14 protein-coding genes, 1 other RNA gene and 1 pseudogene are annotated in these 17,091 nt (G+C 48.9%); 13 read left to right on the forward strand and 3 right to left on the reverse strand.

From position 1 onward, the window contains the following. Positions 1-9 precede the first annotated feature (9 nt). Positions 10-345, forward strand: a pseudogene (locus NDI33_RS02395) (branched-chain amino acid ABC transporter permease); the annotation flags it as partial. A gap of 281 nt (positions 346-626) precedes the next feature. Here the strand turns inward: NDI33_RS02395 and topA are convergent. Beyond that, complete coding sequence (gene topA / locus NDI33_RS02400; RefSeq protein ID WP_190678529.1) at positions 627-3,299, reverse strand: type I DNA topoisomerase; 2,673 nt, start codon at positions 3,297-3,299, stop codon at positions 627-629. Positions 3,300-3,670: 371 nt separating this feature from the next. Between topA and NDI33_RS02405 the strand changes: the two genes are divergently transcribed. The 3 genes from NDI33_RS02405 to NDI33_RS02415 are packed head-to-tail and all read left to right on the forward strand — an operon-like array spanning position 3,671 to position 5,465. Further along, a complete protein-coding gene (locus NDI33_RS02405; protein ID WP_190678530.1) occupies positions 3,671-3,982 on the forward strand; it encodes a hypothetical protein in 312 nt (103 codons plus the stop codon). Next, the gene (locus NDI33_RS02410; protein WP_190678611.1) at positions 3,969-4,106 is read left to right on the forward strand and encodes a hypothetical protein; all 138 of its coding nucleotides are present in this window, start codon (positions 3,969-3,971) and stop codon (positions 4,104-4,106) included. Before NDI33_RS02405 ends, NDI33_RS02410 begins: the two co-directional genes overlap by 14 nt. Before the next feature lie 9 nt (positions 4,107-4,115). Beyond that, entirely contained in the window at positions 4,116-5,465 is a 1,350-nt protein-coding gene (locus NDI33_RS02415) for a GGDEF domain-containing protein (protein WP_190678531.1), read from the forward strand. 85 nt (positions 5,466-5,550) lie between these two features. Here the strand turns inward: NDI33_RS02415 and NDI33_RS02420 are convergent, their stop codons facing one another. Then, a complete protein-coding gene (locus NDI33_RS02420) occupies positions 5,551-6,111 on the reverse strand; it encodes a Uma2 family endonuclease (RefSeq protein WP_190678532.1) in 561 nt (186 codons plus the stop codon). A 12-nt stretch (positions 6,112-6,123) separates the two neighbouring features. Between NDI33_RS02420 and NDI33_RS02425 the strand changes: the two genes are divergently transcribed. From NDI33_RS02425 to cobJ, 4 genes are all read left to right on the forward strand, one after another. Beyond that, positions 6,124-6,315 (forward strand): hypothetical protein, encoded by a 192-nt coding sequence (locus NDI33_RS02425; RefSeq protein ID WP_190678533.1) that lies wholly within the window; start codon positions 6,124-6,126, stop codon positions 6,313-6,315. An 83-nt stretch (positions 6,316-6,398) separates the two neighbouring features. After that, positions 6,399-8,015 (forward strand): NAD(P)H-quinone oxidoreductase subunit N, encoded by a 1,617-nt coding sequence (locus tag NDI33_RS02430; protein ID WP_190412947.1) that lies wholly within the window; start codon positions 6,399-6,401, stop codon positions 8,013-8,015. 275 nt (positions 8,016-8,290) lie between these two features. Then, positions 8,291-9,616, forward strand: coding sequence for a C1 family peptidase (locus NDI33_RS02435; protein WP_190678535.1), 1,326 nt, complete (start codon positions 8,291-8,293; stop codon positions 9,614-9,616). 88 nt (positions 9,617-9,704) lie between these two features. After that, the gene (gene cobJ, locus NDI33_RS02440) at positions 9,705-11,657 is read left to right on the forward strand and encodes a precorrin-3B C(17)-methyltransferase (protein WP_190678537.1); all 1,953 of its coding nucleotides are present in this window, start codon (positions 9,705-9,707) and stop codon (positions 11,655-11,657) included. A 1-nt stretch (position 11,658) separates the two neighbouring features. On the opposite strand, the gene NDI33_RS02445 is transcribed toward cobJ, so the two are convergent. Beyond that, the gene (locus NDI33_RS02445; RefSeq protein WP_190412944.1) at positions 11,659-12,009 is read right to left on the reverse strand and encodes a phage holin family protein; all 351 of its coding nucleotides are present in this window, start codon (positions 12,007-12,009) and stop codon (positions 11,659-11,661) included. Positions 12,010-12,130: 121 nt separating this feature from the next. Between NDI33_RS02445 and NDI33_RS02450 the strand changes: the two genes are divergently transcribed. The 5 genes from NDI33_RS02450 to NDI33_RS02470 all read left to right on the forward strand — a co-directional run bounded on the left by NDI33_RS02450 (position 12,131) and on the right by NDI33_RS02470 (position 16,995). Continuing rightward, positions 12,131-12,622 (forward strand): pentapeptide repeat-containing protein, encoded by a 492-nt coding sequence (locus NDI33_RS02450; RefSeq protein ID WP_190412943.1) that lies wholly within the window; start codon positions 12,131-12,133, stop codon positions 12,620-12,622. Then, complete coding sequence (locus NDI33_RS02455) at positions 12,619-13,791, forward strand: 5-(carboxyamino)imidazole ribonucleotide synthase (RefSeq protein ID WP_190678539.1); 1,173 nt, start codon at positions 12,619-12,621, stop codon at positions 13,789-13,791. Before NDI33_RS02450 ends, NDI33_RS02455 begins: the two co-directional genes overlap by 4 nt. Positions 13,792-13,956: 165 nt before the next feature. Next, positions 13,957-14,138: non-coding RNA, 6S RNA (ssrS, locus tag NDI33_RS02460), on the forward strand. A gap of 196 nt (positions 14,139-14,334) precedes the next feature. Further along, complete coding sequence (locus NDI33_RS02465; protein ID WP_190678541.1) at positions 14,335-15,603, forward strand: pitrilysin family protein; 1,269 nt, start codon at positions 14,335-14,337, stop codon at positions 15,601-15,603. Positions 15,604-15,714: 111 nt separating this feature from the next. Then, a complete protein-coding gene (locus tag NDI33_RS02470; protein WP_190678543.1) occupies positions 15,715-16,995 on the forward strand; it encodes a pitrilysin family protein in 1,281 nt (426 codons plus the stop codon). Positions 16,996-17,091: the final 96 nt, after the last annotated feature.

A 17,091-nucleotide genomic window follows, 5' to 3' on the forward strand; every position in this document is an offset into this window, starting at 1 on the left:
AAAGAATAAATATCAGATTTTATTGATAACTATGGCTTCTTAATTGTTTCGATGATTTTAGGAGAAATTCTAGGACTTTCGGTTTACTTGCCGCTAATGGCGGGTCAGATGTCTCTCGCGACTCCAGAATTCTATGCGTTGGGGGGTTACATAGCAGCAATTCTATCAACTCAGGTGTTTAAGTTCACCGGCAATTTATTCCCCGTCCCATTTTTATTGTTAGAAATGCTGGTGGCAGCTTTAGTCTCTGGAGTCCTCGCGATCGCACTTGGAATCCCAGTTCTCCGATTGCGGGGAATTTTCTTAGCAATTGCCACAATCCCCTTTGTGGCAATTCTACGCTTGAAACAGGCTACTAAACCAATTATTCCAGTTCCAATGCTAAATTTGTCGAGCTGACTCATTTGTCTTCGACCAGATTGCTCATTAGGTACGCATTTAAACCTAATTTTGTTGTGCTACCGAATATTGTAGGCAAGACATCTCATATAGGCTGAGTTTGGGAACACCCCCTCCCTTCTTGAGCAACGATAAAAGCGATCGCTCTTTGTCTAACACTCTTTGAAGGGAAGCGATCGTCTTTTCTCGAAATTGAAGTGCGATCTCTTCCCTTCACCGGCAAGAAACTAAGATTTTTTCTTAGTGCTAGTGGTTGCTGTCGTCTTTTTAGCGGTTGTCTTCCCAGTTGTGGTCTTTTTGGTAGATGTTCCACTCTTAGTAGTTGATTTGCGACTAGATTTTGTTGTGGAACCTGCCTTCGCTGCCAATGCTTCCAGCGCTTTTTCCATCGTCAACCCTTCCACAGATTCCCCTTCTGGCACAGAAGCATTCGTCTTCCCATGCTTGATGTAAGGGCCATAAGGGCCATCGTAGATATTCACGGGTTCCCCATCAGTCGGGTGAGTCCCCAGTTCTCGTAACGGTGCCTTAGACTTGCTGCGAGTCGCGCCGCGTCCCTTTTTCGGTTCAGCTAGCAGCTCTATCGCACGTTCGATGTCAATTGTCAATACATCGTCACTGGCTTTCAGGGAGCGATATTCTTTGCCTTCCTTGCCTTGGTCGTGGACGACGTAAGGGCCAAAGCGTCCCAATCCTGCCTGGACTTTGCCGTTAGTTTCTGGGTGAATGCCCAAAGTCCGCGGCAGAGATAGCAAGCCAACTGCCATATCCAGCGTGACGTCCTCAATCGTGACCCCCTTGGGAAGAGAGGCGCGTTTGGGTTTTTTGTTCTCCTCAGTGGCATCACCCAGTTGGACGTAGGGGCCGTAAGTGCCAATCAGCACGTAAATCGGTTCGCCGGTTTCCGGATGCAAGCCGACTTTATCGGGGCCTTCTGTTTTCTGCTGTAGCAGCGTCTCAATTAGCTCAGCGTGGATGTCTGAGGGGGTCAGATCCTTAGGCAACGAGGCTTTTACTGGCCCAGAGTCATTTTCAGCTTCAATGTAGGGGCCATATTGGCCAATCCGGACTTTCGCCCCACCGAGATCGTCCAATTCGATAGTACGGGCAGAGGTGGCATCAATCCCCTTTTCCCTTTCCTTGACTTGGGTTGCCAGACCCATTTCTCCGAGATAGAACTTTTTCAGGTATGGCAGCCATTTGGCTTCCCCAGTGGAAATTTCATCTAGGGTTTGCTCCATCTTGGAGGTGAAGCTGGGATCGACCAAATCGGGAAAGTGTTGTTCTAGCAGACTGGTGACGGCAAAGGCGGTGAAGGTGGGAACGAGGGCGTTGCCATTCATCTGGGCATAGCCTTTCTCGATAATCGTGCCGATGATGCTGGCGTAGGTACTAGGACGCCCGATGCCTTCACTTTCTAGGGTCTTAACGAGAGAAGCTTCCGTGTATCTTGCCGGTGGCTGAGTTTCGTGACCGATGGATTCTAAGTTTTTGCAGGTCGGGCGATCGCCTTTTTTGAGAGTTGGTAAGATGACTTCCATGTCTTCTAGTGCTGCATGAGGATCGTCCGATCCTTCCACGTAGGCGCGTAAGAAGCCGTGAAAGTCAATCCGTTTGCCGCTAGCCCGAAAACCGGCATCTTCGACTTGCAACTGCACGGTAATTTGAGTTTGGCGAGATTCTGCCATTTGGGTAGCGACGGTGCGCTTCCAAATCAGGTCATACAGAGCAAATTCCCGACCGCTTAAGCCGGTTTCCTGGGGAGTGCGGAAGCTGCTACCGGCGGGGCGAATGGCTTCGTGAGCTTCTTGAGCGCCCTTGCTTTTCGTCGTGTACTGGCGGGGTTCCGGGCTGAGGTATTGCTTGCCGTACATTTGCTCGACACAACTGCGAGCGGCAGCGATCGCTTGTTGCGACAAATGCACTGAATCTGTCCGCATATAGGTAATATACCCCTGCTCGTACAAACTCTGGGCAGTTCGCATCGTGTCGCGGGCAGATAAATGTAGTTTCCGGTTCGCCTCCTGTTGGAGCGTCGAGGTGGTAAACGGCGGTAAAGGTTTGCGAGTAACCGGACGCTCTTCTAAGTCAGCCACCGTCCAGGTTTTATCTGCCAGTCGCGCCTCTAAACTTCTCGCTTCCGCTTCCGAGAGCAGAATCACATTCCGTCCGGCAATAATTTGTCCCGTGGCTTCATCAAAATCGCTGCCAGTGGCAATTCTCGTCCCCTTGAGAGCGACAAGTCGCGCTTCAAAGGGTGTCTTGTCTTTGTTTAAACTTGCCTTGAGATCCCAGTAGCTGCCTTGGCGGAAGGCTCGACGTTGACGCTCTCGATTTACCAAAAGCCGCACTGCTACCGACTGCACCCGTCCTGCCGATAAGCCGTAGGAGATTTTCTTCCACAAAAGCGGCGACAGGGTATATCCCACCAGCCGGTCTAATATCCGCCGCGTCTCCTGAGCGCGAACCACCTGCTCGTCGATATTTCGGCAGTTCTTGAGAGCGTCGCGGATGGCTTCTTTGGTGATTTCGTGGAAGACCATTCGCTTGATGGGAACCTTTGGCTTCAATAGCTGGAGCAGATGCCAGCTAATGCTTTCGCCTTCTCGGTCTTCGTCAGTTGCCAACACCAATTCATCTGCCTCTTTCAGGGCATTTTTCAGGGCGGTGACAATCTTCTTTTTGTCGTTGGGGACGACATACAAGGGTTCAAAGTCCGCATCCACATTTACTCCCAGCTGCGCCCATTTTTCCCCTTTGTAGGCTTCGGGAATTTCTTTGCTGGATTGGGGCAGGTCGCGTACATGACCCATCGACGCCTCGACCCGGTAGCTGGAAGGCAAGAATTTACTGATGGTGCGTGCTTTGGTGGGAGATTCGACGATAACGAGGGTTGACATGGGAGCTTGGAGAAATAGCAGCTGGGCTGATCAGTTAATTTAAATACTTTATGTCAGATGTCAAGAGCGATTGAGAGGATTTTATGCGGAAAACCGACGACTGAAGTCTCGCTTCTGGCGTACCAAGCTTGACGAGAGCCGGTTCCAAGAATGGCGGTAAATCGCATCCAGGGACGATTCGCTCTCCCAAAGATAACTCGCTTTTTTAGAGCCGCTCGCAAGAGAGTTGTTCGCGCCAGACTTAATTTAAAGCTATCTCAATGTTTAACTTATGGAGGATTGCAATGGCGACCTCCCTAAGTATTCGAGTTGTGCCAGAATGGATGCCAACATCAGGCTGAAACAGCTTAGCAGCATTTGGAGGAGAACCGATGCAACCCATTCGACAAGGCGATGTGATTTTACTTCCCCTGAGGCAAATCGAAGCAACTAAGGGCAGGGAAACCCCACCGCTACCTCATCTGACTTTAGCCGAAGGTGAAGTGACGGGACACAAGCACCGCATCAGCGACGGACAAGCAGAACTGTACGAAAAAGATGGCACGCTTTATCTGCGCGTCTTCTCAGAGACGGCAACTTTAACCCACGAGGAGCATAAGGCGATTTCTATTCCCCAAGGCAGCTGGATGGTGCGAATTCAGCGGGAATACGAGCCTCAAGGATGGCGATATGTCGCAGATTAAGATTGATAAACTTACGCCACAAGAAGCGCTGATTCCAGTTTATCGGGAGACGTGGAAAGCGCGATCGCTTTCCACCGAGCCAATCGACCGAGAAGAAGCCGCAGAAGTGGTAAAAGCAGCCTAAACCGAATAAATGAACCAGCTCCTGATTGATGATTTGCAATTTAACCAAATATTTCGTGACCCGCTCACAGGTTTATTGAATCGTCGTTATATGTTTGCATTTTTGCAGTGGCAGGGGTGTCGAGAAAGAAGTCAGCAATTATTAGGTCTAATTCTGCTAAATATCGATTGGTTTCAAAGGTACAACAATTTGGTTGGTTTCTCAATAGGCAATTTCTTCCTGCAAGAATTGGGGAGCTTCTTACAAAGAAATATTCCTAACTCAGCGATAGCCTGCCGCAAAGGAGGTGATGAATTTGCAGTAATTTTGCCAGAAACTTCCCTAGAAGATTGTAGGCGACTAGCCGAGCAACTTAGGGAAGGAGCTAAGCTACTATACGTAGACCCGAATTACTACATTCATCGTTGCACTGTCTCTGCGGGAGTAGCAGTTTGCTTTCCAGAGCCTGAATTAAACTGGCAGGAATTAATTAAAGCAACGGATATTGAGACAGATAAGGCTAAATCCAACGGACGCGATCGCGTGGAAGGTCCCATCAAATGCTCTATTAGAACCGAATCGTTTTTAGAAGAGACTTATTCTGAATCCAAGCAAGTAATCATCAAGGATGCTAGTGGATTTTTACAAGACTTACGAGCTACTAAATTAGATTCTTGGGAGGAATATACTTTACTTCAACTTAATATATTGGCTCATCTTGTTAATTTGTTTAAGAAAACCTGCCCAACTACAGAAAAGATTGATATTTTAGCTATATCTTCTCAATTTAAATCAGCGAGGGAAACCGTTAAGTCTATTGCTGCCTTGAATTGCATTGATCGAGACACCCAAAGACAAGCCTATTGGCAGTTACAGCGGTTTTCAGGATGGACTTGGTGCCACTTTGAAAAACAAAATATAGTCAGCGAACGCCCGATAAAAATCTCTTTCGATAGCCAAAATCGCCTCCATGCCGAAGGAGAACCGGCAATCCAATTTGCTGATGGATATAATTTTTACTCCTATCACGGCGTAACATTACCGGAAGAATATGGCAAATTACACCCAAGTCAGTGGCAACCTCAATGGCTTTTAAAAGAAGACAACGCGGAACTGCGGCGAGTATTAATTCAGGTAATTGGCTACAGTCGTATTTGCCAGGAATTGCAAGCAACTAAATTAGATTCTTGGCAAGAATATACATTGTTAAAAATAGATAATCAGGTCGATGTAGAGCCAATATATTTATTAAAAATGACTTGTCCAAGTACCGGACACATTCACGCCTTGCGCGTTCCGCCTAATATCGAATCGGCGCGTGAAGCAATTCGCTGGGTAAATTGGGGAATCGATCCGGAAGAATTTTCTGTACAAACCTAAAACCCTCTCCAGATGAGAGAAATTGCCTCTCTAGAAAATGTGGGTTTTGCTTCTTGGGGGTTCATGTCTCTAAACGCGATCGCGCTTACAGCAAACTCCGCACAGGTAACGTAAATCCAGGCACCACATCCTCACCACTCAAAACTGCGGTAGCGGGATATTGGGTAACTGAGCCATCTGGACGATACACCCAAGCTTGCTGATTTTGACGGTCAAACAACCATCCCAAACGTACTCCGTTATCGATATACTCGCGCATCTTTGCCTGGAGCGTTTCTAAACTATCAGATTTAGAACGAATTTCGATAACAAAATCGGGAGCCAAATTTAAAAACCTATCTTCTTGCCGATCCCAATCTTCTGCCAAGCGTCCTTTAGCAACAAAAGCAACATCCGGCGATTTAATCGCTGTATTTGCTAACTTGAACCCCGTACTGGGACCAAAAACATCTCCTAAATCGTGAGTTTCCACCCAATTCAGCAGATAAGCCACTGCTTTCGCCTCTCGATTCCCAGAAATTCCTCCAGTTGGCGGCATAATTACCAATGACCCGTCAGCGTTCCGCTCAAATTGTAAATCTGGATTTTTAGAACTGATGAGCATCAATTCTTCATCAGTTACAGTAGCCCAAGAAGACTGTACCATCGGTTTTTGCCCTTGCAGAATCTCGAAAAAATCAATGGCGTCATCGTTACAGAATCGAAGACACGCGATCGCCATACTGAGATTTTAGCGACAGCGCGATCGCGCGTTGCGCTGACAAGTCAGTTCGCCTCTTTCCTGTCTTTTTTCCTTGTTCTTAGGGTCTTTCGAGTTCATTACGCCAAAAGCGATCGCCCTCATCAATAATCCAAGCAACCCCGAACGCCATAAAATTAAATAATATTAAGAGTCTCAGTCTCTCTGCCTAAATACCCAAAACTATATATCTCATGAGTTTTGCTGAACTTGCAGCCCAGTTGAATGTTGGGACAATCTGGCCTGAGGGGATTTTAATTGTCACCCTTTTGGCAGTTCTCGTCGTTGACTTGATTATCGGACGGTCGTCCTCGCGCTTCACCCCCTATATCGCGATCGCGGGTCTACTCGCCTCTATCGTCGCCTTGTACTATCAATGGGGGAACACGAACACCATCGGCTTCTTGGGTAGCTTCAACGGCGATGCCATGAGCGTCGTCTTTCGCGGCATCGTTGCCTTGTCTACCGCCGTCACCATTTTGATGTCGATCCGCTACGTAGAGCAAAGCGGCACCTCCCTGGCAGAATTTATTGGGATTATGCTCAGCGCCACCATTGGGGGAATGATTCTGTGTGGTGCAGATGAGTTGGTGACGATTTTTGTCGCCTTAGAAACCCTCAGTATCTCGTCCTACCTGATGACGGGATACATGAAGCGCGACCCCCGTTCCAATGAAGCAGCGTTAAAATACCTGCTGATTGGCGCTTCGAGTACAGCAATTTTCCTCTACGGTGTCTCGCTGCTGTACGGACTATCGGGAGGAGAAACGAAGTTGAGCGCGATCGCTACTGGCATTTCCAGCGCGAACGCTGACTTATCCTTAGGACTGCTGATTGCATTAGTCTTTGCGATCGCCGGGATTGGCTTCAAAATTGCCGCCGTTCCCTTCCACCAATGGACACCCGACGTTTACGAAGGTTCGCCAACACCTGTTGTAGCCTTCCTCTCCGTCGGTTCAAAAGCCGCTGGATTTGCCCTCGCCATCCGCCTAATGGTGACAGCTTTCCCCCTCGTCACTCAAGAGTGGCATTTTGTCTTCACCGCCCTTGCAGTCTTGAGCATGATACTGGGTAACGTCGTTGCTCTTACCCAAACCAGCATGAAACGTCTGCTGGCTTACTCTTCCATTGCCCAAGCTGGATTCGTCATGATCGGTTTGATTACCGGCACCGAAGAAGGTTATGCCAGCATGGTGTTTTATATGCTGGTTTACCTGTTCATGAACTTGGGAGGCTTCGCCTGCGTGATTCTGTTCACCCTGCGAACGGGTACGGATCAAATTAGCGAATACGCGGGGCTGTATCAAAAAGACCCGCTTCTGACCTTGTGCTTGAGTATTTGTCTGCTGTCCTTGGGAGGGATTCCGCCCTTGGCTGGCTTCTTCGGAAAAATCTACCTGTTCTGGGCAGGTTGGCAGGCGGGTGTTTACGGCTTAGTCTTACTAGGGTTGCTCACGAGCGTCGTCTCGATTTACTACTACATCCGTGTCGTCAAGATGATGGTGGTAAAAGAACCCCAAGAAATGTCTGACGCCGTGAAGAATTATCCAGAAATTCGCTGGAATATATCGGGAATGCGTCCTTTGCAAGTGACTTTAGTGGTGTCGTTAGTGGTGACATCCTTGGCAGGGATTTTGTCTAACCCGTTGTTTACCCTGGCGAATAATTCAATTATCCGCACGCCAATGCTGCAAGCATCGGTGCATAACACAGTAGCGACGCAAGACCTTGCTCCCTTAGAATCTATGCTTCCTGCGGCTGACTCGGTTAGTCAAATTCAACCTCAGCTTGATTCCAGCGCCAAGATTTAACATCCTGGCGTCAAGGTTAAGACAAGGGATAAGCAGGACTCCTCATCGCCTAAAAAACGTAAAAAGTCCTTATCTTAGGAAAACCCGGCTTCTTGAAGAAGCCGGGTTTCTGGTATTTGGGCAAAATGTAGCGTGTATTTCGGCTTTCGAGCGATCGCATCCACTGGCGCTTCCCATCCCTGGACGCTCATCAGGCGGACAGTTAGAATGAGCGCATAAATCTATCCCTAGATAGATGAGCAGATAAAACGATAGCTGACCCAAGAGGTTGTTTTATGTCGAATCTTCGCTATTCGCCCAAACTTGCTTACGTCCAGCATTCGACCGGCAAAAAGTTGAAATTAGGCGGCTATCGACCCGACACAAAGGATGCGAACGATAAGAAGTACGAGGCTCATCGATTTCAAGCCGAAAAGCTGCCGCCAAGGGTCGATTTGCGTCACTACCTGACTCCGGTAGAAGATCAAGGAGAAGTGGGAAGTTGCACGGGCAATGCGATGGCGGGAGCCTACGAGTACCTGGCAATGCGCCAACTCGGTACCGCCGGGGATGTAAGCCGGTTGTTTATTTATTACAATGCGCGATCGCTCGCCGGAGAAATCGAAGAAGACGCCGGAGCAACACTTCGCAATTGCATCCAGGTATTGCGAAAGATGGGCGCTTGTTCTGAGTTAACCTGGCCCTATCACCCAGAGCGGTTGTTTCACCGTCCCCACGACCAAGCTTATGAGGAAGCAACCCAATTCTTGATCGACGATGCTGAGCGAATTGACGTGGATTTGTACGCCATGAAGCATTGTCTAGCCGAGGGTTATCCGTTTGCCTTTGGGTTACAGCTTTTCGATTCGTTCATGAGGGAGGGAAATAAGGGGATTCCCATGCCTAACCCGGAGCGAGAGGAGTCTCAAGGCGGTCACGCGATGTTGTGCGTCGGTTACTCGGACAAAGATCGGGTATTTGTGGTTCGCAATTCTTGGGGCGCACACTGGGGAGACAAGGGATACTGTTACATTCCCTACGACTACATGACCAATCCCGAATATTGTGATGACTGCTGGACGATTCGCAGCGTCACCGACCTCGACTATAGCCGAGGCGTTTGGAGTGATGATGACGCCTCCTTTTTGGATGACATTATCCCGCTGATTGGCGATGCTCTCGATATTTCAGACGCCGACATCGGCAGTGACGAGGAAGAGTACGAAGAAGCCGTCGCCGAAGACGAAGAATATGTCGAAGAGGAAGATGAAGAATACGTCGAAGACGAAGAAGACATAGAAGCTGTCGCCGAAGACGAAGAATACGAAGAAGCCGTCGCCGAAGATGAAGAATACGTCGAAGACGAAGAGGATATAGAAGCCGTCGCCGAAGACGAAGACGAAGAATCTGAAGGCGAGGAATACGACGAAGATGAAGAAGCTGTAGAGGAAGACGAAGAATACGTCGAAGATGAAGAGGATATAGAAGCCGTCGCCGAAGACGAAGACGAAGAATACGAAGACGAGGAATACGGCGAAGACGAAGAATCCGTAGAGGAATACGGTGAAGATGTCGAGGAGCTAGACGAAGAGTACGACTCAGAAACCCTAGAAGAAGAGTAAAATCCGGAGAGCGACTAGCGCTATAGCCTTTGGACATACGCTTTGCGATCGCGCAAAATAATCGTCACAAAACAACTCAAGACAATCGATGGTATTACTGTTAGGTGATTTTCAGCCACTAGCCGCGATCGCGACTACTCCCACGGGTGCCCAAAAACTACAGCCGCTTTGTCAATCCACGGGTGCTACTCTTTGGGTTCCAGAGTCTCTAACCGATGTTGTAGAGACAAGGGCGATCGCGTCAGCCAAAGTTTATCGCGGTTCCCTCAAAGACCACCTAGCAACCTTGTGGAATACGCATCGGGGCTTTGTTTTCTGCTTGGCATCTGGAGCCGTGGTGCGTTTGATTGCACCCTTATTGCAAGATAAATCCAGCGATCCAGCAGTGGTCGTGGTGGATGAAAATAGCCAGTTTGTGATTAGTCTGTGTAGCGGTCATCAGGGAGGGGCGGATCGGTTGGCACAAGCGATCGCCCTTACGATTGGGGCAACACCAGTCTTGACGGGTGCCTCCGCTGGTTTAGGACTACCCGCAGTGGATATGCTGGGCGTTCCTTTTGGCTGGAATCGAGGCGAGGGAGACTGGACGGGCGTTAGTGCAGCAGTGGCGAGAGGGGAACGAGTACAAGTCATTCAGGAAGCGGGTTCTACTTTATGGCAAAGTCATCTTCCTGAGAAACATCCATTTGATTTTAGGGTTCCAGAATATCTCGCTAGCCAATCAGAGATGGTTCAATCTAACCAGGAACCCGATCGTTCAAAATCATCCCAGGCGAGGATTTGGATTAGCCCCACCCAGCAACGATTTTCCTCAGAATCAAGGCTGCCAACAGTCCAGTGGCATCCTAGAGTCTTGTGGGTGGGAATCGGCTGCGAACGAGGAACCTCGAAAGCATTGATAGAAACAGCGATTAGGCAGGTGTTTGAGAAAAATCACCTAGCCCAAGAAGCGATCGCCGGAATTGCCACCATCGATATTAAAGCCGATGAAGTTGGGTTAGTGGAATTATGCCGCGATCGCCACTTGCCTTTGCGAACGTTCCCGGCTGATATTCTGCGTTCCGTTAGCGTTCCCACTCCCTCAGCGGTTGTGGAAGCAGAAGTCGGAACGCCCAGTGTTGCTGAAGCCGCAGCAATTCATGCGGCTTCTGTAGGGGCGGAAGGCATTGCTCCGCTGAAAGTGGTAAAACAAGTTTTTAAGTTAGAAGGGCAACCAGGGGCGGTAACGGTCGCGATCGCTCAATCCGAACGAGAATATACGGGTCGCACAGGCTGTTTATTGCTGGTTGGTACGGGACCTGGAAAATTAGACCAAATGACCCCAGCGGCTCAAACCGCCGTATCCTGCGCTGACGCCATCATTGGTTACTCTCTCTATATCGACCTCATTTCTCCTTTGCTGCGTCCCGGACAGATTGTCGAAGCGTTACCGATTACCCAGGAACGTCAACGGGCAGAACGAGCAATAGAATTGGCGAATTGGGGATTAACTGTAGCGGTTGTTTCTTCTGGAGATTGCGGCATCTACGGCATGGCTGGGTTAGTCATGGAAGAACTCCAAGTAAAAGGCTGGGATGGCAAAACGCCAGGAGTGCAGGTGTTTCCGGGAATTACCGCCCTACAAGCTGCTGCCTCGCGAGTGGGTGCGCCTTTGATGCACGACTTCTGTGCGATTAGTTTGAGCGACTTGCTGACCCCCTGGGAGGTGATTGAAAAGCGCCTGACAGCCGCCGCGCAAGCAGATTTTGTTACCGCACTTTATAATCCGCGATCGCAAACTCGCACCCAACAAATCGCGATCGCCCAAAGTATCTTTCTGCAATATCGCGATCGCCAAACGCCGGTAGCGATCGTGAAATCAGCTTATCGAGAAGACGAAGAAATTACTCTGATTACACTTGAGAAATTACTCGATACTCCCATCGATATGCTGACAACGGTACTGATTGGCAATAGCAGCACTCGCACCCACGCCGATTGGATGATTACCCCCCGCGGCTACTTGGGTTTTGACGCCGGTTTTGACGCCGGAATCCGTTAATTTATTCGGCTTCTCTGTTGAACAAAAAGTTTAGCCCACTAGCCACTAGACTCAGAACAATTGAACCTATCAAAGCCTGCCCGAAACCAGCGATACTAAAACCGGGAGTAATCGCCCCAGCAATCAAAATTGTGATGGCGTTAATCACAAACAGAAACAACCCTAGGGTCACGAGCGTCAGCGGCAATGTCAAAATTACCAAAAGGGGTTTGACAATTGCATTCACTAAGCCCAAAACAATCGCAGCAACCAGCGCAGCCAGAAAATTTGTGACTGTAAAGCCGGGGACAATGTATGCAGTAATCATTAGCGCGATCGCTGTAAGTAGCCAAGTCACTAAAAAGTATGGCATAAGCTTTCCTTAAACCTCGCTTACTCACAATTTTAAGGGTCTGGTTCACATCCTGAAGGATTTCAGAATACACTAACTTGAAAGATAGCCAACTCTATAGCGTGTTTTGAAGCGCTTTTCTATGACCTTTCGGCAACTCGCTGCGTTCCTACTAACAATCGTTCTTTTCATCTGGGCATTCCCAGCCCAAGCAGGATACTACCCGCCTCCCTTGTCCTATAGCAATGCCGAACTGAAAGCCAAGGATTTCTCCGGTCAAATTTTGCAAGTGGCTGAGTTTTCCAACGCCAACATGGAACTCGCTAACTTTGAGGGTGCGGACTTAAAAGGGGCAATTTTTAGTGCATCCGTGATGACGAATGCTAATTTACACGGGGCAGATTTAACCAATGCAATGGTCGATCAGGTAAAACTCAACGGCGCGGATTTAAGCGATGCCGTTTTGGTGGAAAGTATCCTATTGCGTACTATATTTGACGGTGTAAATATCGCTGGTGCCGACTTCACCGATGCAATTTTAGATGGGGCGCAAATAAAAGAACTCTGTATTAAAGCATCTGGTGTAAATTCTAAAACTGGTATCGCAACTCGTGAGTCTTTGGGGTGTCGATGAAGCGTGTAGGAGTAATTGGGGGGGGACAGCTAGCCTGGATGATGGCAGGTGCAGCGGAGGCATTGGAGATTGAATTGGTGGTGCAAACGCCCAATCCGAGCGATCCAGCGGTCGCGATCGCATCTTCCACCATTTTTGCCCCCATTGATGATGCTGCCGCTACAGCCGAGTTAGCGTCTCGCTGCGATGTCATTACTTTTGAAAACGAATTTATTAACCTGAACGCTTTAGATTCTCTTGTCCAGAAAGGCGTCTGCTTTCGCCCTAGGCTGGAAGTATTAGCGCCGCTGTTAGATAAATACGATCAGCGCTGCTATTTAGAAGATATCGGCTTGCCAACTCCCAGTTTTATGACGCTTGAGGGAGAAGCCGGGAATCATGAAGTAAATCTTCCCAAATCCTTCACTCACCCCTTGAACCTCAAAGACCTGGATTTTCCCGTCGTTCTAAAAGCCCGACGCGGCGGCTACGATGGTCAAGGCACCTTCATCATTAAAGATAGCCACGCCCTAGAGTCAACTTGGCAGCGACTGAAATATGCGCCAGTGTTGTTAGAAGAATTTGTGCCTTTTGAGCGAGAATTAGCGATTATTGCCGCTCGTTCAGCCGCAGGTGAGGTGGTGACTTACCCAGTCGTAGAAACACAGCAGGTAGATCAAGTGTGTCGGCGCGTCTTGGTGCCAGCGGCAATTACGCCAACGGTGGAACAAGAGGTGAAAGCGATCGCACATACGCTTCTAGATAGCCTGCAAGCGGTTGGCGTCTTTGGCATTGAGCTATTTTTAACTCCAGCCGGAAAAGTGTTGGTCAATGAAATTGCCCCCCGCACTCACAACTCCGGACACTTCACCCTGGATGCCTGCGAAACTTCTCAATTTGAGCAGCAACTTAGAGCCGTCAGCGGTCTACCCTTAGGTAATCCCGCTCTCAAAAGTGCGGGTGCTGTCATGGTAAATTTACTCGGTTACGAGCATTCCCAGAGCGATTATCTTGCCAAACGGCAACAGCTTGCGGAGTTACCTCACGCTCACGTCCACTGGTACGGCAAAACTGAATCTCGTCCCGGTCGAAAACTCGGTCACGTCACCGTTTTGCTAGAAACAGCCGACCGTTCTGAGGCAGAAGCGATCGCTCAAACCATTGAATCTATCTGGTATTCAGAGGAATGAGGACTGAAGACTGAGGACTGAGGACTGAGGACTGAGGGCTGAGGAGTTAGGAGTTAGGAGTTAGAGGTTGGGAGGTAGGGGTTAGGAGTGAACACAGGAGGGCGGAACTAAATGAGATTCTTCCACTCCCCCACGGCCTAGCTCCTTTGCTATAATAATTTTTAGGTTAGGCTGCGGCGTTGGTGACTGCCAATAACGTTTTTTGATCTTGCCTTGTTCTAACGGGAACCAAAAAGCTTTGACAGCAGTAGACCGGGCAAGTACCCGGAAACTTTAAGTCAGACATTAGGTGCCCACCTGGTTTATCCAGGTCATAAACTGAGGTAAAACGGCGTTGCGGTGAACCTCATAGAATTAAAATCCCCTTGTCCAAGAGATAAGGGGATTTTTGTATCTTACTTGGCTGAAAGTTTTAAATTTTGATTGTATTTCTTAAATAATGGATGCAAAGCTGCCAACTTTGGATCGACAAATGATAATTATTTAGCGTTAGGCGCTAGGATAATTGAATTCGTATCTAACTACAGTTAGAAAATAAAAAGTTTGTTGCAACTCTTAAATACTACTTCAAAATTTCCAGCTGAGGTATTCAAGCTGGACAACGGCTTAACAGTGATTTATCAACACATCCCAGCGACACCAGTGGTTGTGGTAGATGTTTGGGTGCGGGCGGGAGCGATCGCTGAGACAGAAGAGTGGTCGGGAATGGCTCACTTTCTGGAACACATGATTTTCAAAGGCACCGACCGACTGCCGCCCGGTGTATTTGACCAAGTGATTGAAAATACCGGCGGCATGACGAACGCGGCGACCAGCCACGACTACGCCCATTTCTTTATTGTTACAGCCGCTCAGTATTTAGAAAATACCTTGCCTGCTCTGGCAGATATTCTCTTAAACGCGGCGATCCCAGAAGAAGAATTTATCCGGGAACGCGATGTAGTTTTGGAGGAAATCCGCCAGAGTTATGACGATCCTGATTTTATTGGATTCCAAGCGCTGACAGAAAGCATTTACCAGCGCCATCCTTACGGGCGTCCCATCTTAGGAACAGAAGCTCATCTGATAGAGCGATCGCCCGACGAGATGCGTCGCTTCCATCGCTCCCACTACCAGCCGGAAAATATGACGGTAGTCATTGTGGGGGGAGTTGAGAAAGAACCCGCACTAGAACTGGTGAATCGCTCGTTCCAGCACTTCGCCCCGCCGCTGGAGTGTCCCCTGGCTGAAGCTGAAGCCGAACCTCCGATGATAGAAATTCGGCGTCAGGAAATCCACTTACCTAGGCTAGGACAAGCTCGTCTGATGATGGCATGGGTGGGACCGGGTGTAGAGCAGTTGCGAAATGCCTACGGCTTAGACTTGATCTCGGTACTGTTGGCAGAAGGACGGTCTTCCCGGCTGATCAGAAACTTGCGAGAACAGCAGCAATTAGTCCAGAACATTAGTAGTAGTTTCTCCCTACAACGGGATTCCAGTTTGTTTACGATTAGTGCCTGCCTCGCTCCAGAGAATCTCGATCGAGTAGAGGCAATCATTGGCGATGCGATCTCCGAGTTGCAAAACGCTCCCGTTTCAGAGGGAGAACTTTCTCGCTGTAAACGCTTGCTGTCGAATGACTATGCTTTTTCCACAGAAGCACCCAGCCAGCTAGCGGGGTTGTATGGCTATTACAACACCATTGCAGCGGCTGAAGTCGCCACGACTTATCCCGAAAAAATACAGTCTTTTGAGAACACAGAACTTCAGCAGCTGGCACAGCAGTATCTCTCCCCGTACCGCTATGCGGTCACAATCCTCAAACCTTGTTAGCTTGAGTAGAGGAGTGATGAGTCATTCGTCATTAGCGACTCGTAAGTTGTTCCTACCACTCACGATCGATGACTCATCACCCACGATCAATGACTAAGGACTCTACAACGAATGACTCAAAGTGTGACGCGATCGCTCGCCAACCCAACTATCCACCGCAGTGTTTTGGACAACGGCATCGTATTAATTACGGTGGAAAATCCAGCGGCTGATATTATTGCTGGTCGAATTTTTGCACGGGTTGGAGGTCGGTGGGAGCCACGAGAAAAAGCGGGACTTTCTCACCTGCTATCCACGGTACTCACCAAAGGAACCGATCGCCTTTCTTCCCTAGAAATTGCCGAGCAAGTAGAGTCAGTGGGAGCCAGTCTCGGTGCTGATGCGGCTGCGGATTATTTCTTGCTGAGTCTCAAAACAGTATCCGCAGATTTTCCGGAGATGTTGCAACTGGCAGGAGAATTATTGCGATCGCCTAGCTTTCCAGAAGCCGAAGTGGAACTGGAACGGCGTCTCGCTTTGCAGGATATTCGCTCCCAGCAGGAACAGCCGTTCACCATCGCCTTCGACCAGCTGCGGCAAGCCATGTACCAGAATCATCCCTACGGATTCTCCAGCTTGGGAACCGAAGCCACTGTCTCTGGTTTAAGCCGCGCTGACCTCCAGCATTACCATCAGACGTATTTCCGTCCCGATAACCTAGTTATCAGTATTGCCGGTCGCCTGACTCCCCAAGACGCCACTGATTTGGTTAATCAAGTGTTTGGAGATTGGCAGAGTGGAACCACCCCTCTACCTACCCTCAGTCTGCCCCAAATCACCCCTGAACCCATTTCTTGCGCTACCCCACAAGATACGCAGCAATCCATCGTGATGCTGGGCTACGTCGCGCCATCCGTGCAAGAAACCGACTACGCCTGCCTGAAACTGCTCAATACTTACTTGGGCAACGGTCTTTCTAGCCGCTTGTTTGTGGAACTGCGCGAGAAGCGGGGATTGGCTTACGATGTCTCAGCTTTTTATCCGACTCGGCTAGAAACCTCTCAGTTTGTGGTATATATGGGCACGGCACCGGAAAACACCGCGATCGCCTATGAAGGCTTGCGAACTGAAGTGGAACGCCTTTGCACCACTCAACTAACCGAGCGGGAGCTACAAGCTGCCAAAAACAAGCTGCTTGGTCAATACGCTCTCGGCAAACAAACCAATGCTCAGCTGGCTCAAGTTTTCGGCTGGTACGAAATTTTGGGGCTGGGAATTGAGTTTGATACCGAGTTTCAGGAAAAAGTTACCAGCGTCACCCCAGAGTTGATCCAAAAAGTGGCTTCCCGGTATTTTACCGAACCTTATGTCTCTCTCGTTGGTCCAGCCGAAAAATTAGACATTAAAAATTAAAAAAGGAAAAAAGTAAAAAGACAAAGTAAAAATGAAAGATTTTTTCTTGAACCTTTTCGCTTTTTCCAATCGCGTTGTAAAGTCAAGAGGAAAAAG

Source organism: Trichocoleus sp. DQ-A1 (assembly GCF_039961955.1).
Lineage (GTDB): Bacteria > Cyanobacteriota > Cyanobacteriia > Cyanobacteriales > FACHB-T130 > FACHB-T130.